We start from the raw sequence: 20,115 nt of genomic DNA on the forward strand, positions 1-20,115 counted from the left end.
GGCCTGGGGGGCCTGGGGCCGTATGGCGGTCTGTGCCTCGGAGTCGCCGGCCTCCGGGCTCTCCGCCTCCGGCGCGCCGCCCTCCGGGCCCGCCGCCCCGTCCTCGCGCTCCGCGCCGCCGCCAGCGGCGTCGGCGGCCGTGCCGGAGGGCTCGCCCGTGGGGTGCTCCACCTCCAGCAGGCGTACGGCGTCGCGGCCCAGCTGGGCCACCAGTTCGCCGGGGAGCCAGGAGGCGGGCGAGTCGGGGGCGTCCTCGGCGGTGGTCTCCAGGACGCGGTCCGGACGGGGGCGTTCGTCCGGGTCCTTGGCGAGGCAGGAGGCGACGAGGTCGCGCAGCCCGGCGCCCTCCGGGACGCCCTCCAGGTCGGGGTCCTCCTGCGCGATGCGGTAGAGCAGGGAGTGCACGCCGCTGTCGGCGCCGCCGAAGGGCGAGCGGCCGGTGGCGGCGTACGCCAGGACGGAGCCCAGGCAGAAGACGTCGCTCGCGGCGGTGACGCCTTCGCCGCGCACCTGCTCGGGTGACATGAAGCCGGGGGAGCCCACGCTGGAGCCGGTGCGGGTGAGGCCGCCGGCGGTGGCCTCCAGGGCGCGGGCGATGCCGAAGTCGATGACCCGGGGGCCGTCGAGGGTGAGCAGGACGTTGGAGGGCTTCAGGTCCCGGTGGACGAGGCCCGCGCCGTGAATCGCGCGGAGCGCCTGGGCGAGTCCGGCGGCGAGGGCGCGCAGCGTGTTCTCCGGGAGCGGGCCGTGGTCGTCGCCGACGACCTGCCGCAGGGTGGGGCCCGCGATATAGCCGGTGGCCACCCAGGGGATGTCGGCCTCGGTGTCCGCGTCCAGCACGGGCGCGGTCCACTGGCCGCCCACCTTGCGGGCGGCGTTGACCTCGTGCCGGAACCGGCCGCGGAACTCCTCCTGTTCCGCCAGCTCCTGCTGCACCAGCTTCACGGCGACCATGCGCCCGCGCTCGCTGCGGGCCAGGTAGACCCGGCCCATGCCGCCCGAGCCGAGCCGGGCGAGCAGCCGGTACGCCCCGATGCTGGGCGGGTCGTCCCCGCGCAGCGCCTCCGGCCCCTGTCCTGCCACTGGTGCGTCCCCCCGAACCCCGTTGGTGGTGACCTGTCCTTGACGTGGTGTCACACGTGTTCACCGTGAGGATAGGTCCGCGCCGCCCGGAGGTGGAGACGGCACGGCCGGTGTGCCCGATCCGTTATCGACCGGAGGGGGCACACCGGCCGGGCGCGTCCGTTTCGGAACGCCGCCCCGTCCTCAGAACGCCGCCTCGTCCAGCTCCATCACCGACTGGTCGACGCTCTCGGCGAGTTCGCGCTGGACGGTCACGCCGGGCAGCACGTTCGCCGCGAAGAACCGGGCCGCCGCGATCTTGCCCTGGTAGAACGGCACGTCCTTCGGCGCGGCCGTGCCCAGCTTCTCGGCCGCGACGGCGGCGCCGCGCAGCAGCAGATAGCCGACGACGACGTCGCCCGAGGCCATCAGGAGGCGGGTGGTGTTCAGCCCGACCTTGTAGATGGACGCGACGTCCTTCTCGGTGGCGGCCAGGTCCGTCAGCATGGTGCCGACGATGGCCTCCAGGTCGGCGGCCGACCTGGCGAGCTGGTCCCGGGCCGCGGCCAGTTCCTCGCCGCCGCTCGCCTCCGCCAGGAACTTCTTGATCTCCTCCGACAGCGCGGTGAGCGCCTGGCCCTGGTCGCGGACGACCTTGCGGAAGAAGTAGTCCTGCCCCTGGATGGCGGTGGTGCCCTCGTAGAGGGTGTCGATCTTCGAGTCCCGGATGTACTGCTCGACCGGGTACTCCTGCAGATAGCCGGAGCCGCCCAGCGTCTGCAGGGACTGCGCCAGCTGCTCGTAGGACTTCTCCGAGCCGTAGCCCTTGACGATGGGCAGCAGCAGGTCGTTGAGGCGCTTCGCCGCGGAGGCGTCCTCGCCGGACTGCTCCTTGACGAGGATGTCGTCCTGCACGGAGGCGGTGTAGAGCACCAGGGCGCGCATGCCCTCCGCGTACGCCTTCTGCGTCAGCAGCGAGCGGCGCACGTCGGGGTGGTGGGTGATGGTGACGCGCGGGGCCGTCTTGTCGGTGAACTGCGCCAGATCGGCGCCCTGGACGCGCTCCTTGGCGTACTCCAGCGCGTTGAGGTAGCCGGTGGAGAGGGTGGCGATGGCCTTCGTGCCGACCATCATCCGGGCAAACTCGATGATCTTGAACATCTGGCGGATGCCGTCGTGCTTCTCGCCGAGCAGCCAGCCCTTGGCGGGCTTCCCGTCCACGGCGCCGAAGGTCATCTCGCAGGTGTTGGAGACCTTGAGGCCCATCTTGTGCTCGACGTTGGTGGCGTAGACGCCGTTGCGCTCGCCGAGCTCGCCGGTCTCCCAGTCGAAGTCGTACTTGGGCACGACGAAGAGCGACAGGCCCTTCGTCCCCGGGCCGTGGCCCTCGGGGCGGGCGAGGACGAAGTGCACGATGTTCTCGGACATGTCGTGCTCGCCGGAGGTGATGAACCGCTTCACGCCCTCGATGTGCCAGGAGCCGTTGTCCTGCTGGACCGCCTTCGCGCGGCCCGCGCCGACGTCGGAGCCCGCGTCCGGCTCGGTGAGCACCATGGTGGAGCCCCACTGCCGCTCCGCCATCAGCTTGGCGATCTTGTGCTGCTCCTCGGTGCCCTCCTCGTGCAGGACGCCGGCGAAGGCGGGCCCGGACGCGTACATCCACACGGCCGGGTTGGAGCCCAGGATCGTCTCGGCGAAGCCCCACAGCAGCGAGCGCGGCGCGGTGGTGCCGCCGATCTCCTCCGGGATGCCCAGCCGCCACCACTCGGCGTCCATGTACGCCTGGTAGCTCTTCTTGAAGGAGGCCGGCACGGGGGCCGTGTGGGTGCCGGGGTCGAAGACGGGCGGAGTGCGGTCGCCGTCCTCGTAGGACTGGGCCAGCTCGTTCTCGGCCAGCCGGGCGATCTCGCTCAGCACGCTCTTGGCGGTCTCGACATCCATCTCCGCGAACGGTCCGGTGCCATACACGGACTCCCGGCCGAGCACCTCGAAGAGGTTGAACTCGATGTCGCGGAGATTCGACTTGTAGTGCCCCATGGCGACGGCTCCGTAAGGCTCGCTCGTACTTGTCAGTAGTCTTGTCCCCGATGATGCTACCCGTCGGTAATAAGGTGCAACCCCTCACCGGCCAACTGTGACTGGTTACGCTTTTCCGCATGTACGGCTACGACCAGTCCGCCGCCTCCGGGCAGGGGCACGGCTACCAGCCGCCGCCCCCGCCCCCGTACGGCGCACCCGGGGCCTCCGGAGCGCCCGGGGCCCATGGCGCGCCGCACGGGGCGCCGCCGCCTCCGTACGGCCAGCCGGGGCCCGGCGTCCAGCAGCAGCCGCTGTATCCGGAGCCGTCGCCGCCCTCGCTCCAGGAGGCGGTGCGCGCGTTCACCACGGGCGCGATGTCCCCCGAGGACTTCCAGGGCGTCTTCTCCACCTCCAAGGTCTACTGCCCGCGCGGCGACAACCCCGGGTTCCTCGCGCTGCACAACACCCAGCAGCCGGTGATCCCGATGTTCAGCACCCTCAAGGAGCTGCGGAAGTACGCGGGCAAGGAGTCCAAGTACTTCGTGATCACCGGTGCCGAGGTGCTCGACCTGCTGCCCTCCGGGTACGGCTTCGTGCTCGACATGGAGGGCGAGCACCGGGTCGTCTTCGACGCCAAGGCGGTCGAGGAGATGGTCGACTTCGCCATGCGCCGCATGTACGGCTAGCGCCCGCTCAAGCCCCCGCTCGGTGACTCCGCGGGCCATGGCGCCCCGCCAGGGGCGCGGGGAACTGCGCGCGCGACCACAGCGGTGCCGCGGACTGCGGCGCGTCGGCAAGGGGCAGCCCCTGCGCAGCGCCGATGCCGGGTGCGGCTATGTTTCCGGGACCCGCTCCCGCATTTCGAACCAGATGCACTTGCCCTCCCCGTGCGGCTCCACGCCCCACCGGTCGGCCAGCATCTCCATCAGCACCAGGCCCCGCCCCGAGGAGGCCAGCTCCCCGGGGCTGCGGCGGTGCGGCAGCTCGTCGCTGCCGTCCCGGACCTCGACGCGCAGCGTCCTGGCGCCCAGCTCTCCCGTGATCTCCTCGGTGAGCAGCGCGTCGCTGTCGGTGTGCACCAGGACGTTGGTGAGCATCTCCGAGAGCATCAGCACCGCGCCGTCCACCTGGTCGCCGTCCGACCAGTCGTGCAGCATGGCGCGCAGCCCGTGCCGGGCCTCGGCGATCCGGTCCGGCTCGGCCTGCGCGATGCTCAGCACTCCGCGCCGGGCCGAGCCCGCCGCGCCGCCCGGTGCCGCGCCCCTGGCCCCCGGGCCCGGGGTGAGCAGCAGCAGCGCGATGTCGTCCTCGTGCCGCTCGGGCAGCGGGCCGCGGGGCCGGCTGCCCGGCGGGCCGAGCACCGCCTGCACCAGCGCGTCGGCCAGCCCCTCCAGGCCGTACGGGCCGTCCTGGGTGTCCTGGGCGTCCTGGGCCGGCGCTGCGGGGTCGCGCGCCGCCTCGTACTCGTCGACGACCTCGCGGATCCGGTCCCAGCCGGTCTCCAGGTCGTGTCCGCCGGTCTCGATCAGCCCGTCGGTGCACATCAGCAGCCGCTCGCCGGGCTCCAGGACGAGCCGGGTGGTCGGGTAGTCCGAGTCCGGGTCGATGCCGAGCGGCAGGCCGCCCGCCGTCGGGCGGACCCGCATGGGGCCGCCGGGCATCTGCACGGCCGGGTCCGGGTGGCCGGCGCGGGCGATGTCCAGGGTGCCGCTCGCGGGGTCCACCTCGATATACAGGCAGGTGGCGAAGCGCGGGTTGTCGGCCTCGGCCTCGGCGTCCCCGGGGGACTCGGGCCCGGTCACGGCGGTGGGCGCGCCCTCTCCCGCGGACCGGCCGGCCGACTCGGGCTGCGGGTCCCCGGCGGAGGCGCCGGCCATGCCGTAGAGGAAGCGGGAGGCGCGGGCCAGCACCGCGTCCGGGTGGTGGCCCTCGGAGGCGTAGGCGCGCAGCGCGATCCGCAGCTGGCCCATGATCCCGGCGGCCCGCACGTCGTGCCCCTGCACGTCGCCGATCACCAGCGCCGTACGCCCCGAGGGCAGCGGGATCACGTCGTACCAGTCGCCGCCCACCTGCAGGCCGCCGCCGGTCGGGATGTACCGGGCGGCCAGCTCCATACCGGGGATGACGGGCTTGCGGGCCGGGCGCATGGTGCGCTGCAGGCCGGCCGAGAGCTCGCGCTCGGACTCGTTGACCATCACCCGGGAGAGGGTCTGCGCCAGCATCCGCGCCACCGTCGTCAGTACCGCGCGCTCGTCCGGGGTGAAGGCGACGGGGCGTGCGTAGCCCGTCATCCACACCCCGATGACGCTGCCCGCGACGACCAGCGGGAGGTAGGCGCGGCAGTGGCCCCTGGCCCGCCGCTCCCGCGGCTGGCGGGAGACGTACAGCGCGGCGTCGGGGTAGCGGCGGGCGTACTCGTCCGGGTCGGCGAGGTAGATGGCGCGGCTGGTGCGCGCCGCCTCGGCCACCGGGTGGTCCATGCCGGTGCCGACGCTGCGCTCGGAGCCGTCCAGGGTGCGGAGCCGGTCGCCGTCCAGCGAGTAGACGGTGAGCAGGTCGGGCGCGAAGCCCGGCATGGCGAGCGAGGAGGCGACGCGCAGCACATCGGCGGTGGTGTGCGCCTCGGCGAGGGCGCGGCCCGCGTCCAGCAGGAACGCCTCGCGGTTGCGGCGCCAGTCCCAGCCCCCGCTCGCCGCGGGGCCGCCGCCGGACTCCTCATCCGCCGCAGAACCGTTTCTGGGGCCGCTGCGGGCTGCGGGGTCGCCGCCCGCGTCCTCCGGGCCCGGCTCGGGCACCTCGTACAGCAGGCCCACGATGCGGGTGGTGGACTCCGGGGAGCCGGGTCCGCAGATCTCGGCGGGCGTGGTGTCGAGGGGGCGGATGAGGGTGCGTACGGTACGGATCACCGAGCCCTCCCGGCCGACGACCCGGAGCGACGTCTCCACCGGTGCGCCCTCCGAGAGGGCGAGGGTGAGGACGCCGCGGAATGTGACGTAGTCCACGGCGTGGAAGTGGGAGCGGACCGTGTTCCCCTGGAGGGTGAGCGGCGCTGGGCGGGCCGGGTCCGCCGTGATGCCGAGGAGGTATGCGGCATGCACGTCGAGGGTCACGAGCCCGGTGGCGATGTCCCAGGTCCAAAGCCCGGCGCCGGTGGCAGACAGGGCTTCCTCGGTGCGCATTCGACCACTTTACAAAGGTTGCTCTTGCGATGTCCGTCCGGGGAAACCGGCTGAGCTGCGCAGGGCTGACAACGGGGCGAGAGGGGCCGGTGCGGGGCGGTAGTCTGAAGGGCATCTCTCTGTGACCCCTGAGCCGAACGACTTGGATGAATGATGCATCGGTACCGGTCCCACACCTGCGGTGAGCTCCGCGCCTCCGACGTCGGCACGGACGTCCGGCTGAGCGGCTGGCTGCACAATCGCCGGAACCTGGGCGGCATCCTCTTCATCGATCTCCGCGACCACTACGGCATCGTCCAGCTGGTGGTCCGCGACGAGGCCGGCGAGATCAGCGAGAGGCTCGGCTCGCTCTCCAAGGAGACCGTGCTGCGCGTCGACGGCAGGGTCACGGCGCGCGGCGCCGAGAACGTCAACCCGGAGCTGCCCACCGGCGAGATCGAGGTCGAGGTCGCCGAGGTGGAGGTGCTGGGCGCCGCCGAGCAGATCCCGTTCACGATCAACGCGGAGGACGGCGTCAACGAGGAGCGCCGCCTGGAGTACCGCTTCCTGGACCTGCGCCGCGAGCGCATGCACCGCAACATCATGCTGCGCTCCCGGGTCATCGCGAAGATCCGGGAGAAGATGACGGCCCAGGGCTTCAACGAGATGGCGACGCCCATCCTGTCCGCCACCTCCCCCGAGGGCGCCCGCGACTTCCTGGTGCCCTCGCGGCTGCACCCGGGCACGTTCTACGCGCTGCCGCAGGCGCCGCAGCAGTTCAAGCAGCTGCTGATGATCGCGGGCTTCGACCGCTACTTCCAGATCGCGCCCTGTTTCCGGGACGAGGACGCGCGCGCCGACCGCTCGCCGGGCGAGTTCTACCAGCTCGACATGGAGATGAGCTTCGTCGAGCAGGAGGACGTCTTCCAGGTCATCGAGACGGTGATGACCGAGCTGTTCGAGGAGCTGGGCGAGGGGCGCCATGTGACCTCCCCGTTCCCGCGCATCCCGTTCCGCGAGGCGATGGTGCGCTACGGCTCGGACAAGCCGGACCTGCGCGCCCGGCTCGAACTGGCCGACGTCTCGCACGTCTTCGCCGGGTCCGGCTTCAAGGCGTTCGCGGACCGGCATGTGCGGGCGCTGCCGGTGCCGGACACCGCCCAGCAGCCCCGCAGGTTCTTCGACGAGCTGGGCGACTTCGCCGTCGAGCAGGGCGCCAAGGGCCTGGCCTGGGTGCGCGTGGGCGAGGACGGCTCGCTGAGCGGGCCGATCGCGAAGTTCCTCACCGAGCAGGATGTGACGGCGCTGACCGACGCGCTGTCGCTGAAGCCGGGGTACGCGGTCTTCTTCGGCGCCGGCGAGTTCGACGAGGTCTCGAAGATCATGGGCGCGGTGCGGGTGGAGGCCGCACGGCGGGCCGGGCACTTCGAGGAGAACGTCTTCCGGTTCTGCTGGATCGTCGACTTCCCGATGTTCGAGAAGGACGAGGACACCGGGAAGATCGAGTTCTCGCACAACCCGTTCTCCATGCCGCAGGGCGGCCTGGAGGCGCTCCGCACCCAGGACCCGCTGGACGTGCTGGCCTGGCAGTACGACATCGTCTGCAACGGCGTCGAGCTGTCGTCCGGCGCCATCCGGAACCACGAGCCGGAGATCATGTTCGAGGCGTTCGGCATCGCGGGCTACGCGGAGGAGGACGTGCGGCGCGAATTCGGCGGCATGCTGCGCGCGTTCGAGTACGGCGCCCCGCCGCACGGCGGCATCGCGCCGGGCATCGACCGCATCGTGATGCTGCTGGCCGACGAGCCGAACCTGCGCGAGACGATCGCCTTCCCGCTGAACAACAACGCGCTGGACCTGATGATGGGCGCCCCGAGCGAGGTCGGCGAGGCCCGCCTGAAGGAGCTGCACCTTTCGGTCCGCCGCCCCGCGGGCCGATAGGATTCCGGATATGGCGGCCACTGGAACAGAGCAGACGGAGCCGGGAACGTACTACGTCTCGACCCCCATCTACTACGTGAACGACGCTCCCCACCTGGGCCACGCCTACACGACCGTCGCGGGCGACGTGCTCACGCGCTGGCACCGGCAGCGCGGCGAGAAGGTGTGGTACCTCACCGGCACGGACGAGCACGGTCAGAAGATCATGCGCACCGCCGAGGCGAACGGGGTCTCCCCGCAGGAGTGGTGCGACCGGCTCGTGGAGGAGGCGTGGAAGCCCCTCTGGGAGCACCTGGAGATCGCCAACGACGACTTCATCCGCACCACCGAGCAGCGGCACACGGACCGCGTCCAGGAGTTCGTCCAGGACCTCTACGACCGGGGCGAGATCTACCAGGGCGGCTACGCGGGCCCGTACTGCGTGGCCTGCGAGGAGTACAAGACGTACGCCGAGCTGCTGGACGGCGAGGGCGAGTACGCGGGGCAGAAGCTGTGCCCCATCCACAAGAAGCCGGTGGAGATGCTGAAGGAGGAGAACTACTTCTTCAAGCTCTCCGAGTACGGCGAGCGGCTCCTCGCGCACTACGCGGAGAACCCGGACTTCATCCAGCCCGAGTCGGCGCGGAACGAGGTCGTGCAGTTCGTGCGGCAGGGCCTGGAGGACCTGTCGATCTCCCGCTCGACGTTCGACTGGGGCGTCAAGATCCCCTGGGACGACAAGCACGTCATCTACGTCTGGATCGACGCGCTGCTGAACTACGCGACGGCCGTGGGATACGGCGCGGACCCGGAGCGGTTCGCGGACGTCTTCCCGGCCGATGTGCACCTGGTCGGCAAGGACATCCTCCGCTTCCACGCGGTGATCTGGCCCGCGATGCTGATGGCCAACGGGCTGCCGCTGCCCAAGCGGGTCGTCGCCAACGGCTGGCTGATGGTCGGCGGCGAGAAGATGTCCAAGTCCAACCTCACCGGCATCTCCCCGCAGCAGCTCACCGGGCACTTCGGCGTCGACGCCTACCGCTGGTACTTCCTGCGGGCCATCGCCTTCGGGCAGGACGGCTCGTTCTCCTGGGAGGACTTCTCCGCGCGCTACACCAGCGAGCTGGCCAACGACTACGGCAACCTCGCCTCGCGGGTCGCCGCCATGGTCGGCAAGTACTTCGGCGGCACCCTGCCGGACGGCTCGGCGGCGCACGGCGACGCGGAGCAGGCGCTGGTGGAGGCGCTCGGGAAGGCCGTGTCCGAGGCCGACGACAGGATCGGCGAGCAGCTCGACTTCGCGGGCGGCATCGCGGCCGTCTTCGACTTCGTCAAGCAGGTCAACGGCTATCTGACGGAGCAGGAGCCGTGGAAGGTCGCCAAGGACACCAGCGACGAGGCCCGCGCCCGGCTGGCGACGATCCTCTACACCGCGGCCGAGTCGCTGCGCGCCTGCGCGGTGCTGCTGAACGCCGTGATGCCGGACACCTCGCAGAAGCTGTGGGACTCGCTGGGCGCCGAGGAGTCCCTGGGCGCCCTGGCGGACCAGCGGATCGGTGACGCGGCCCGCTGGGGCCGGCTCCCGGCCGGCGCCACGGTGACGAAGGGCGCCGCCCTGTTCCCCCGGCTGGAGGACTGACGGGCACGGGCTGCCCCTTGCCGCCCGCGGCGGTCCGCACGTCCGTCGTGGCCGAGCGCGCAGTTCCCCGCGCCCCGCCAGGGGCGCGGGGACCTGCGCGCCCAGCCGACGCTCACTTGACGTTCCACATCAGCGGGTTGGTGTAGCTGCCCGCCCAGGCGACCTGCGCCGGCTTGACGCCGTCGGGGAGCAGGAAGGTGGAGCACTCGGTGCCGGTGCCCCCGACCCGGTAGGAGTGGCGCTCACCCTTGGGGCAGCCGCCCTTGACCTGGTCGCCGCCGATCGAGAGGAACTTCTTGGCCGGCTTCCTGCCCTCCCCCAGGACGCGCGCCTTGAGGTTGAAGTTCGGGCGGTCCAGCGTGGCGGGCCCGTCCTTCACCGTGTAGGTGAAGTACACATAGACGGGGTAGTAGCCGTCCAGCTCCTTCTTCTGGAACCCGGCCGCACGCAGGTCCGCGAGCTTCCCGGCCTCCAGTTTCTCGGCCTTGACCTGGACCTTCACCTTCTTGTTCGCTGTGGTGAAGTCCTGCACGTCCGACGCGGTGTCGCCGACGGTCAGCGTGCCGCCGTCCCCGCTGTCCTGGCCGTCCCCGCTGTCCTGGCCGCTCTTCTTGGCCGAGGAGCTGTTTTTCTCGTCCTTGCCGCTCTTGCCGCTCTTGCTGTCGTCGTCCGACGAGTCGTCGGAACCGCACCCGGTGAGGGCCAGGGCCAGGACGGCGGCCGGGGCGGCCGCGCGCAGCAGTGACGTTCTGCCGAGTGACATGTCGTTACGCCTATCCGTAGGGGGGATGCACGCGTGGTGGCCGCGTGCGCTGCGCAAGAGCGTAAGGAACACCTCGTACGGGCTGGGTGCCGGGTGGGTTGTGGTTCGGAAACAACCTCATGTGTCGTTCGGCGGCGGCGGGGGCGGCGGACAGCCGTACCGCTCCTTGAGGGTGGACCGGATCAGGTCCCGGCTCTCCTCGGGGGAGAGGGAGTTGAAGATGAGCCGGTCGTAGATCATCGCGTACTGCTTCACCGTGTGCGGGGACTCGGCGAGGTCGCCGCCGCGGGTGCCCGCCAGATAGGCCACGCCCGGCCCGTCGGGGAACTCCAGCAGCGTGACGGGGCCGTCCATCATGCCGTGGTGCCCCGCTTCGAGCGGCAGGATCTGCAGCTCGACGTTCGGCTGCGCGGCGGTCAGTAGCAGATGGCTGAGCTGGTCGCGCATGACCGACTCGTCGTCGCCGAACGGGCGCATCAGGATGGTCTCGTCCAGCACGGCCCACAGGTGCAGCGGGTCGCGCCCGCCCAGCAGGCTCTGCCTGCTGGTGCGCGCCTCGACCAGCCGCTTGAGCACCTCGTCCGAGATGCCGGGCCGGACGACGGAGAACAGCGCCGCCGCGTATCCGGCGGTCTGCAGGATGCCGGGGACGAGCTGCGGCGCGTACCCCCGCATCCGGCACGCGCGGCGCTCCAGGTCGACATACGGGCGCTCCCACGACGGATGGCCGAGCCGGTTCATATGGAACCAGGCCACGTTCAGCTCGTCCCCGGCGTCCAGGACGCGGTCCAGGTCCTGCGCGAGCGCCTCGTTCGGCGGGTCGGTCGCCAGCTCGACCTGGGCGACGCGGGACGGGGTGACGTAGAGCCGGTCGGCGAGGTCCTGCTGGGTCCAGCCGCGCCCCTCCCGCAAGCGGCGGACCGTCGAGCCGAGCGACGCGGCCAGCGACGCCCGGTCTTGTTCCTCTGGACGAGCCATGTCCCCTCCTTCTCCATGGCGGCGTCAATCGGAAGAGTTGTAGCAATTACCGCTAGTGAGCGTATCTACACGCAGCGAATACGGGAGGGGGCATCGATCAACTGGCCAAGAAGGGGCGAGGGATGGCCACTTCCGCTCGCGAACACAACGACAACGCGCAGAACGAGGGCTCCCGCGGTGATCCGGAAGCCTCCGTTCTGGTTCGCGCGGAGCGGCCCACCGGGGCGCCCGACCCCGGTGCCCCTACATCGTGTTGACGATGAGGCCGATGTGGGTGAAGTAGTTGAGCCCGCCGAAGAGCAGGAAGGCCAGCCCCGCCAGCGTCCAGGCCGCGCCCACCGTCAGCGTCAGCGGTCTGCTGCTCGGCTTGCGCAGCACCAGCGGGAAGAGCAGCGCGCCGATCCCCACCAGCACGTACAGCGTCGAGATGAAGCTCGCCTCCAGCATCGGGTGGTCGGCGAACTCGCCCGAGATCGGCTCCTCGGGCGGCGCCGCGAACAGCGTGTACTTCCAGCCGGCCGCCGCGATCCCGAAGCAGGCCAGCCCCATCCCGACGACGAAGAGCGAGAGCGGCCCGGCGTACTGCGCCACCCGGGCCGGGCGCTCCGGGCCCCCGGCCAGCGCGTCGCCCCGCTTCCACAGGAAGAAGGCGGCGGCGGAGAGGAACACCCCGAAGGCCAGCGCCGGCTCGCCGAAGACGATGTTGTCGAACGGGAAGCCCTGTCCGGCCAGCGGCCAGGTGAGGGTCATGTGCAGCCCGGTGACCGTGAGGGTGAAGCCGAGCGCGCCGAACGCCAGCGCCCAGCTCTCGGGGACGACCTGGCGCTCCCGGGCGAGCAGCTGCCGGCCGAGCGCCACGACGAGCAGCAGCCCGGCGCCCGCGGCGACGGCCATGATCGTGTTGTAGGTCGGCATGCGCGTCCAGTCGATTTTCAGCCCGGCCGCGGACTGCTCCAGCCGCGTGGCCAGCTCCAGGGGAGAGACAGATGACATGGGCGCGTACTACCGGATTTCGGGCATCGCGCGCCGTGAACCGGCGGCAACACGCCCGGGGATTCACCCGGGGTTCACTCTGCGGCCGTGCTCCGGCGCATCTGTGCCCATAGCGTCACCGCGGCTGAGTTCAGGATCCGGAGGGACGACCATGCGTAAAAATCTGCCCCTGCTGCCCTCGCACGCGGGGGGAAGATCGGCGATGACCTGCCGCTACCGCTGCGGCGACGCGTGCTTCCACGAGGTGCCCAACACCAGCGACAACGAGTATCTGGGCGATGTCGTGGCGCGCGCCCTCTCCCGGCGCTCCGTGCTGCGCGCCGGCGCCGTGGTGGGTGCCACCGCCGCCGCGGGCGCGGCGCTCGGCGCCGGCCCCGGCGCCACCCCGGCCGCCGCGGCGCCCGCCGCGGGGGCGGCCGGGAAGCACGGCCCCGGGCACGGTCATGGCCACGGCAAGCCCGCGCGGGGCCTGCGCTTCACCCCCGTGGAGCCGAACACCGCGGACGCGGTGACCGTCCCCGAGGGGTACGGCCAGAACGTCGTCATCCGCTGGGGCGAGCCGATCCTGCGCGGCGCCCCCGACTTCGACCAGGACCGGCAGAGCGCCAAGGCGCAGGCCGGGCAGTTCGGCTACAACAACGACTTCCTCATGCTCATGCCGCTGCGCGGCGAGCACCGGCGGCAGCTCCTGGTGGCCAACCACGAGTACACCGACGAGGTCCTGATGTTCGCGGGCTACGACCCGGACAACCCCACCCGTGAGCAGGCGGAGATCGCCTGGGCGGCGCACGGGATGTCGGTCGTCGCCGTCCAGGAGGAGTGGCGTACGGGCGCGCTGCGCCCTGTGCACCGCCACCAGCTGAACCGGCGGGTCACCGTCAGCACCCCGTTCGAGGTCACCGGCCCGGCGGCGGGCAGCGAGCTGCTGCGCACCCAGGCCGACCCGAGCGGACGGAAGGTGCTGGGCACCCTCAACAACTGCGCCGGCGGCACCACCCCGTGGGGCACCGTGCTGTCCGGCGAGGAGAACTTCAACCAGTACTTCGCCCACGCCGACCAGGTCACCGACCCGGAGCAGGCCGCGCGGCTCAAGCGGTACGGGATGTCCGGCGGCGCCAGCTCGCGCAAGTGGGAGCGGTTCGACGACCGCTTCGACATCACCAAGGAGCCCAACGAGCCGAACCGCTTCGGCTGGGTCGTGGAGATCGACCCGTACGACCCGCACTCCGCGCCCCGCAAGCACACCGCGCTCGGCCGCTTCAAGCACGAGGCGGCGCAGGCCCGGCTCACCCGGGACGGGCGCGCGGTGGTCTACATGGGCGACGACGAGCGCTTCGACTACCTCTACAAGTTCGTCTCGAAGAACCGGATGTGGCGCGGCAACAGCGCCGCTGCGCGGCGGCACAACATGTCGCTGCTGGACGAGGGCACGCTCTACGTCGCCAAGCTCACCGGGGACAGCCCGGCGGACGAGATCGACGGCAGCGGGAAGCTCCCGGAGGACGGCGAGTTCGACGGCAAGGGCGAGTGGATCCCGCTGGCCAGCGGCGACCAGTCGTTCGTGACCGGTATGACGGCGGAGGAGGTCTACATCTACACCCGGATGGCGGGCGACAAGGTCGGCGCCACCAAGATGGACCGCCCCGAGGACGTCGAGCCCAGCCCCCGCGACGGCCGGATCTACGTCGCGCTGACCAACAACTCGCAGCGCGGCACCGACGGCAAGCCCGCCGCCGACGAGGCCAACCCGCGCAACGCCAACAAGCACGGCCAGATCCTGGAGATCGCCGAGCGCCACCACGACGGGCGCGCCCTGCGCTTCCACTGGAAGCTCTTCCTGGTCTGCGGCGACCCGGAGGACCCCTCGACCTACTTCGGCGGCTTCCCCAAGGACCAGGTCAGCCCGATCTCCTGCCCGGACAACGTCACCTTCGACCCGTACGGGAACCTGTGGATCGCCACCGACGGCAATGCGCTGGGCTCGCACGACGGGCTGTTCGGCGTCGCCACGCACGGGCGGATGCGCGGCCAGGTCCGCCAGTTCCTCACGGTCCCGACGGGCGCGGAGACCTGCGGCCCGCTGGTGCAGGAGCGCCGCGTCCTGGTGGCCGTCCAGCACCCGGGCGAGGTGGACGGCGCCTCCGTGGAGAACCCGGCCTCGGCCTGGCCGGACGGACCGGGGAAGATCACCCGTCCCGCGGTGGTGTCCGTCTGGCGGAAGAACGGCGGCAGGATCGGCGCATGACCGGGTGCCGGCAGTGCACTGAACACCGGTAAGCGACAGGCGCCCCCTCCCGCGAGGGGGCGCCTTAACGCTGTTAGGTCCCGGTGGCGTCCCGGATCTCCCTGTGCGAGCCTCGTACGAGACGGCACAAAGCTCTGAAATGGCGCCAACCGTGACGAACGGACGATCCGGCCATGGAACGAACCAAGATCCTGATCGTGGGCGGCGGCTTCGCGGGCGTCGAGTGCGCGCGCGGGCTGGAGCGCGGCCTGCGGCCGAGCGAAGCCGAGATCACCCTGGTCACCCCGGCCAGCTACCAGCTCTATCTGCCCCTCCTGCCGCAGGTCGCCGCCGGAGTGCTCACCCCGCAGTCGGTGGCACCGCCGCTGCGCCGCATGCTGCACCGCACGAGGATCGTGCCCGGCATGGCCATCGGCATCGACCCCCGCGACCGGGTGTGCGTGACCCGCCTGATCTCCGGGGAGACGACGAACCGCCACTACGACGTCCTCGTCCTGTGCCCCGGCAGCGTCACCCGCAGCTTCGACATCCCCGGCCTGGACGCGCACGCGCGCGGCATGAAGACCCTCGCCGAGGCGGCGTACGTACGCGACCACGTCATCGCCCAGCTCGACCTCGCCTGCGCCGGCCAGGACGAGGCGGAGCGCGCATCCCGGCTGCAGTTCGTGGTGGTCGGCGGCGGCTACGCGGGCACCGAGACGGCCGCCTGCCTGCAGCGGCTGACGAACTCGGCGGCCAAGCGCTACCCCAACCTCGATCGCGGCCTGATCACCTGGCACCTGCTGGACGTGGCCGACAAGCTGATGCCCGAACTGGGCGACAAGCTGGGCCGGCACGCGCTGCAGATCCTCCAGCGGCGCGGTACGCAGGTCTCGCTGGGTGTCTCGGTGGCCAGCGTGGAGGACGAGTCCATCACGCTGACGGACGGCCGGGTGCTGCCGTCCCGCACGCTCATCTGGACGGCCGGCGTGGCCGCGAGCCCGCTGATCGGCACGCTGGACGCGGACACCGTCAAGGGGCGGCTCGTCGTCGACGCGGACCTGTCGGTGCCGGGCTGCCCCGGGGTCTTCGCACTGGGCGACGCGGCGGCCGTACCGGACCTGCCCCAGGGCGGCGGTGCGGTGTGCCCGCCGACCGCGCAGCACGCGACGCGGCAGGGCAGGCATGTGGCCCGCAACGTCATCTCCCTGCTGCGCGGGATGCCGCTGACGCCCTACCGCCACCGGGACCTGGGGCTGGTCGTCGACCTGGGCGGGAAGGACGCGGTGGCCCGGCCGCTGGGCCTGGAGCTGTCCGGGCTCCCCGCCCAGGTGGTGGCCCGCGGCTACCACCTGGCGGCCCTGCACACCGGTACGGCCAAGTTCCGCACGGTGGCCAACTGGGGGCTCAACGCCGTGTCAGGCGACGACTTCCTGCGGACCGGCTTCCTCTCCCGCCGCCCCGCGACCCTGCGGGACATGGAGGCGACGGACGCCTACCTCAGCCCGGAGCGCGCCCGCGAGGCGAGCGCCTCCCCGGCTCCGTGAGGCCCCGGGCCCCGGGCCCCGGCCCTCACAGCCACCCGTTGCGGCGGAACGCGCGGTACATCAGCACGCACACCGTGCCGGTCAGCACCAGCGCCAGCGGATAGCCGAAGGGCCAGTCCAGTTCCGGCATGTGGTCGAAGTTCATGCCGTAGATCCCGCACACCATGGTCGGAACGGCGATGACCGCGACCCAGGCGCTGACCTTCCGCAGCCCCTCGTTCTGCGCGGCGGTGATCTGCGCCAGGCTGGCCTGGAGTATGGAGTCCAGCAGCGCGTCGAACGCCGCGATCTGCTCGGTCGCGCGGGTCACATGGTCGTGGACGTCCCGGAAGTACTTCCGTATCTCCGCGTCGATCAGCCGGTCCGGCTTCTCGGACAGCGCCTCCAGCGGGCGGCTCAGCGGTCCTGCGGCCCGCTTCAGCGCCAGCAGCTCCCGCTTGAGCTGGTAGATCCGCCCCGTGTCGAACGCGCCGCGCTCCGCGCGCGGCGCGAACACCTCGCTCTCCAGCAGGTCGATGTCGCCCTGCACGGAGTCGGTGACGTCCAGATAGTCGTCCACCACCTGGTCCGCGATGGCGTGCAGCACCGCCGCCGGGCCCTGCGCGAGCCGTTCGGGCGCGGCCTCCAGGCTCTCCCGCAGCGGGCCCAGCGAGCCGTGCGCGCCGTGCCGCACGGTGATGACGAAGTCCCTGCCGACGAAGACCGCGATGGCACCGGTCTCCACGATCTGGCTGGTGTCCGTCAGCTGCTCGTGCTCCCGGTAGCGCACCGTGCCGAAGACCGCGGCCATCGACCCGGCGAACCGCTCCACCTTGGGCCGCTGGCGGGCCTCGACAGCCATGTCCACGGCCAGCGGATGCAGCCCGAACAGCTCGGTGAGCCGTGCGAACTCCTCCTCGGCGGGCTCGTGCAGCCCCATCCACACAAAGCCCGAACCGGCCTGGCGCACCCGCGCCAGCGCCTCCTCGGGCGAGTGGTCGACCGGCGAGCGCACCCCGTTCTCGTAGGCGGCGCAGCGCACCACGGAGGTCCCCAGCGGTGAGCGGGACGGGTGGGCGAGGTCCACGGCGGGGCGGGTGCGCGGGCGGCGGCGCACGGCTCGGCGCAGGCCGCGGACGACGACGGGGGCCACCGGGACCGACGGCATGGGCGGACTCCTTCCGGCCTCGGCCGCCAGTGTACGACCGCGCGCGCCCCGCCCGGCTGCGACAGGGCTGCCCCGCGCCCCGAAGGGGCGCGGGGAACTGCGCGCCAAGCCACGACGCGCCCGCAGCCCGCCGTGGGCGGACCGGGGCAGCCCCGTCCCGGAACCGCCCCTGTCACGCGCACGGGACGTCAGGGGACCAGCACCACCTTGCCGGTCGTCTCGCGCCGCTCCAGCGCGGCATGCGCCTCCGCCGCCCGCTCCAGCGGAAACGCCTGCACCGCGGGCACCAGCCGCCCCGCCGCCGCCTCCTCCAGCGCCTGCCGCGCGAAGTCGGCCCCGGTCGTGCCGTCGGTGTGCCTGCTGAGCATGACGGCCAGCGCGTCCGTCCACGTCACCCCGCGCTCCGCGAGCTCCTGCTCGGACGGTGTGAACTTGTCGAGCGAGATGGCGCCGTACGTCACCAGCCGGCCGCCGGTGCCCAGCAGCTCGAACGCCGTCCGGGTCTTCGCGCCGCCGACGCCGTCGAGTACGGCGGTGATCCGCCGCCCGTCGCCGAGCCAGTCGGCGACGGTCCGCTCCCAGCCGGGCTGGTTGTAGTCCACGGCGAGGTCCGCGCCCAGCTCCCGGACGGCCGCGGTCTTCTCCGGCCCGCCCGCCGCGCCGACGACGGTGGCGCCGAGCCCGCGCGCGTACTGCACCACCAGGCGGCCGATGCCGCCGGCCGCCGAGGTCACCAGGATCACGTCGTCGGGGGTGAGCCGGGCGATGTCCAGCATGTCCAGGGTGGTGTTGCCGGTGACGACCATGGCGACGGCGGTCTGGTGGCTCAGCCCCTCCGGCCGCGGGTAGAGGGCGTCGGCGTCGGCGACGGCCAGCTCGGCGTAGCCGCCCGGCGTGCTGCTCGTGGTGACCACGTCGCGGCCCTTCAGGGCCGGGTCGACGCCGGGACCCACGGCGTCGACCGTGCCCGAGACCTCGCCGCCGAAGACGGCGGGCAGCTCGGGCAGCGGCGGCAGCTCGCCCTCGGCGCCCGCGCGCATCCGGGTCTCGATGGCGTGGACCCCCGCGGCGCGGACGGCGATACGGACCTGCCCGGCGGCGGGCTCGGGGTCGGGTACGGACTCGTAGCGCAGGTTCTCGGCGGGGCCGAACTCGTGCAGGACAACGGCGTGCATGGGTGCCTCCCGGCGGTTGGGCGTTCGCGGTGCGACACCCCTAGCATTCAACTTAAAGGCAAGTTCAAGTCAAGGCGCGCCGAGCTCCGTGTGCCGCGTCATCGGTCCAGACCTCTTGACGAATGGTCTGGACCGCAGAACGCTCCCTCACGACCCCCACACCCCCCAATGGAAGTGAAGGGAGCCCGAGATGGCTGGTCGAGCTGTCCGAAGACGGCACCGGCGACGCGCAGTCGGCCTCGGCGCCGCGCTCGCCTGCGCCCTGCCCCTCCTGTTCACGGCCGCACCCCAGGCCGCCGAGCGCACGGCCGTCGAGCCCACACCGGTCGAGCGCACAGCGGTCGAGCGCCCCGCCGCCGAACCCGCGTCCGCCCAGGCCGAGACGTGCCCCCTCAAGGGCAAGCCCTCCGGCAAGGTCCTCCAGGGCTACTGGGAGAACTGGGACGGCGCGGCCAACGGCGTGCACCCGCCCTTCGGCTGGACCCCCGTCACCGACCCCCGCATCCGCGCACACGGCCACAACGTGCTCAACGCCGCCTTCCCCGTGATCCGTTCGGACGGCACGGTGCTGTGGGAGGACGGCATGGACCACACGGTGAAGGTCCCCACCCCGGCCGAGATGTGCGAGGCCAAGGCGTCCGGGCAGACCATCCTGATGTCCATCGGCGGAGCGACCGCCGGTATCGACCTCAGCTCGCGCGCCGTGGCCGACCGGTTCATCGAGACGATCGTCCCCATCCTGAAGGAGAACAACTTCGACGGCATCGACATCGACATCGAGACCGGCCTCACCAGCACCGGCAACATCAACCAGCTCTCCACCTCCCAGGAGAACCTCATCCACATCATCGACGGCGTGCTGGCCGCGATGCCGCCGGAGTTCGGGCTGACGATGGCCCCGGAGACCGCGTATGTGACGGGCGGCAGCGTGGTCTACGGCTCGATCTGGGGCGCGTACCTCCCGATCGTGAAGAAGTACGCCGACAACGGCCGCCTGTGGTGGCTCAACATGCAGTACTACAACGGCAGCATGTACGGCTGCCAGGGCGACTCGTACTCCGCCGGCACGGTCCAGGGCTTCGTCGCGCAGACGGACTGCCTGAACAGCGGCCTGGAGATCCAGGGCACGACGATACGCGTGCCCTACGACAAGCAGGCGCCCGGCCTGCCGGCGCAGCCCGGCGCGGGCGGCGGCTATATGTCACCGTCCCTGGTCTCCCAGGCGTGGAACCACTACAACGGCCAGCTGAAGGGCCTGATGACCTGGTCCCTCAACTGGGACGGCTCCAAGAACTGGACCTTCGGGGACAACGTCAAGCGGCTCCAGGGCCGCTGACACCGCCGTGTCCGGGCGGGCGTGCCCACAGCGCGCCCGCCGAGCGCTCACCGCGGGTTCAGCCCGCGGTGAGCGCGAGGGCGCCGGGCAGCGCGGCGAACGCCTCATCGACCCGGTCGGCCAGCATCGCCCGGCCGCCCGCGCCCCGGTGCCC

14 protein-coding genes are annotated in these 20,115 nt (G+C 71.8%); 6 read left to right on the top strand and 8 right to left on the bottom strand.

What is annotated here, in order from left to right:
- Both G5C65_RS11550 and G5C65_RS11555 read right to left on the bottom strand, forming a co-directional pair.
- On the bottom strand, positions 1–993 hold a 993-nt coding region (locus G5C65_RS11550; protein ID WP_165298686.1), incomplete at its 3' end, for a serine/threonine-protein kinase.
- Between the two features lie 273 nt (positions 994–1,266).
- Positions 1,267–3,099: an acyl-CoA dehydrogenase gene (locus tag G5C65_RS11555; protein ID WP_165298674.1), complete on the bottom strand. Its 1,833-nt coding sequence runs from the start codon at positions 3,097–3,099 to the stop codon at positions 1,267–1,269.
- A gap of 119 nt (positions 3,100–3,218) precedes the next feature.
- On the opposite strand from G5C65_RS11555, the gene G5C65_RS11560 reads away from it, so the two are divergent.
- The gene (locus G5C65_RS11560; RefSeq protein ID WP_165298675.1) at positions 3,219–3,767 is read left to right on the top strand and encodes an SseB family protein; all 549 of its coding nucleotides are present in this window, start codon (positions 3,219–3,221) and stop codon (positions 3,765–3,767) included.
- 147 nt (positions 3,768–3,914) lie between these two features.
- Here G5C65_RS11560 and G5C65_RS11565 read toward each other — a convergent pair whose 3' ends face one another.
- Complete coding sequence (locus G5C65_RS11565) at positions 3,915–6,260, bottom strand: ATP-binding SpoIIE family protein phosphatase (RefSeq protein WP_165298676.1); 2,346 nt, start codon at positions 6,258–6,260, stop codon at positions 3,915–3,917.
- Between the two features lie 153 nt (positions 6,261–6,413).
- Here G5C65_RS11565 and aspS point away from each other — a divergent pair, with 153 nt between their 5' ends.
- Together aspS and metG are read left to right on the top strand one after the other, a co-directional pair.
- Positions 6,414–8,180 carry an aspartate--tRNA ligase gene (gene aspS / locus G5C65_RS11570; RefSeq protein ID WP_206441665.1) on the top strand — a complete coding sequence of 589 codons (1,767 nt, stop codon included), beginning with the start codon at positions 6,414–6,416 and terminating at the stop codon, positions 8,178–8,180.
- A gap of 10 nt (positions 8,181–8,190) precedes the next feature.
- Positions 8,191–9,798 carry a methionine--tRNA ligase gene (gene metG, locus G5C65_RS11575; RefSeq protein ID WP_165298678.1) on the top strand — a complete coding sequence of 536 codons (1,608 nt, stop codon included), beginning with the start codon at positions 8,191–8,193 and terminating at the stop codon, positions 9,796–9,798.
- 112 nt (positions 9,799–9,910) lie between these two features.
- Here metG and G5C65_RS11580 read toward each other — a convergent pair whose 3' ends face one another.
- From G5C65_RS11580 to G5C65_RS11590, 3 genes are all read right to left on the bottom strand, one after another.
- Positions 9,911–10,561 (bottom strand): hypothetical protein, encoded by a 651-nt coding sequence (locus G5C65_RS11580; RefSeq protein ID WP_165298679.1) that lies wholly within the window; start codon positions 10,559–10,561, stop codon positions 9,911–9,913.
- A 117-nt stretch (positions 10,562–10,678) separates the two neighbouring features.
- Positions 10,679–11,539, bottom strand: coding sequence for a helix-turn-helix domain-containing protein (locus G5C65_RS11585; RefSeq protein WP_165298680.1), 861 nt, complete (start codon positions 11,537–11,539; stop codon positions 10,679–10,681).
- Between the two features lie 243 nt (positions 11,540–11,782).
- A complete protein-coding gene (locus G5C65_RS11590) occupies positions 11,783–12,532 on the bottom strand; it encodes a DUF981 domain-containing protein (RefSeq protein WP_165298681.1) in 750 nt (249 codons plus the stop codon).
- Between the two features lie 151 nt (positions 12,533–12,683).
- Between G5C65_RS11590 and G5C65_RS11595 the strand changes: the two genes are divergently transcribed.
- On the top strand, positions 12,684–14,777 hold the full coding sequence (locus G5C65_RS11595; RefSeq protein ID WP_165298682.1) for a PhoX family protein: 2,094 nt from the start codon (positions 12,684–12,686) through the stop codon (positions 14,775–14,777).
- Positions 14,778–14,950: 173 nt separating this feature from the next.
- On the top strand, positions 14,951–16,303 hold the full coding sequence (locus tag G5C65_RS11600; protein WP_165298683.1) for an NAD(P)/FAD-dependent oxidoreductase: 1,353 nt from the start codon (positions 14,951–14,953) through the stop codon (positions 16,301–16,303).
- 25 nt (positions 16,304–16,328) lie between these two features.
- On the opposite strand, the gene G5C65_RS11605 is transcribed toward G5C65_RS11600, so the two are convergent.
- Positions 16,329–17,450 (bottom strand): magnesium and cobalt transport protein CorA, encoded by a 1,122-nt coding sequence (locus tag G5C65_RS11605; protein ID WP_165298684.1) that lies wholly within the window; start codon positions 17,448–17,450, stop codon positions 16,329–16,331.
- Between the two features lie 188 nt (positions 17,451–17,638).
- A complete protein-coding gene (locus G5C65_RS11610; protein ID WP_165298685.1) occupies positions 17,639–18,625 on the bottom strand; it encodes a zinc-binding dehydrogenase in 987 nt (328 codons plus the stop codon).
- Between the two features lie 190 nt (positions 18,626–18,815).
- On the opposite strand from G5C65_RS11610, the gene G5C65_RS11615 reads away from it, so the two are divergent.
- Positions 18,816–19,961, top strand: a complete 1,146-nt coding sequence (locus G5C65_RS11615; RefSeq protein ID WP_206441664.1) for a chitinase — start codon at positions 18,816–18,818, stop codon at positions 19,959–19,961.
- Positions 19,962–20,115: the final 154 nt, after the last annotated feature.

It is taken from the genome of Streptomyces boncukensis (genome assembly GCF_011045075.1).
GTDB lineage: Bacteria > Actinomycetota > Actinomycetes > Streptomycetales > Streptomycetaceae > Streptomyces > Streptomyces boncukensis.

Excerpts from the sequence above, each read along its gene's own strand:
- G5C65_RS11555 (WP_165298674.1), bottom strand. The coding sequence starts at position 3,099 with ATGGGGCACTACAAGTCGAATCTCCGCGACATCGAGTTCAACCTCTTC.
- G5C65_RS11560 (WP_165298675.1), top strand. The coding sequence starts at position 3,219 with ATGTACGGCTACGACCAGTCCGCCGCCTCCGGGCAGGGGCACGGCTAC.
- G5C65_RS11565 (WP_165298676.1), bottom strand. The coding sequence starts at position 6,260 with ATGCGCACCGAGGAAGCCCTGTCTGCCACCGGCGCCGGGCTTTGGACC.
- aspS (WP_206441665.1), top strand. The coding sequence starts at position 6,414 with ATGCATCGGTACCGGTCCCACACCTGCGGTGAGCTCCGCGCCTCCGAC.
- metG (WP_165298678.1), top strand. The coding sequence starts at position 8,191 with ATGGCGGCCACTGGAACAGAGCAGACGGAGCCGGGAACGTACTACGTC.
- G5C65_RS11580 (WP_165298679.1), bottom strand. The coding sequence starts at position 10,561 with ATGTCACTCGGCAGAACGTCACTGCTGCGCGCGGCCGCCCCGGCCGCC.
- G5C65_RS11585 (WP_165298680.1), bottom strand. The coding sequence starts at position 11,539 with ATGGCTCGTCCAGAGGAACAAGACCGGGCGTCGCTGGCCGCGTCGCTC.
- G5C65_RS11590 (WP_165298681.1), bottom strand. The coding sequence starts at position 12,532 with ATGTCATCTGTCTCTCCCCTGGAGCTGGCCACGCGGCTGGAGCAGTCC.
- G5C65_RS11595 (WP_165298682.1), top strand. The coding sequence starts at position 12,684 with ATGCGTAAAAATCTGCCCCTGCTGCCCTCGCACGCGGGGGGAAGATCG.
- G5C65_RS11600 (WP_165298683.1), top strand. The coding sequence starts at position 14,951 with ATGGAACGAACCAAGATCCTGATCGTGGGCGGCGGCTTCGCGGGCGTC.
- G5C65_RS11605 (WP_165298684.1), bottom strand. The coding sequence starts at position 17,450 with ATGCCGTCGGTCCCGGTGGCCCCCGTCGTCGTCCGCGGCCTGCGCCGA.
- G5C65_RS11610 (WP_165298685.1), bottom strand. The coding sequence starts at position 18,625 with ATGCACGCCGTTGTCCTGCACGAGTTCGGCCCCGCCGAGAACCTGCGC.
- G5C65_RS11615 (WP_206441664.1), top strand. The coding sequence starts at position 18,816 with ATGGCTGGTCGAGCTGTCCGAAGACGGCACCGGCGACGCGCAGTCGGC.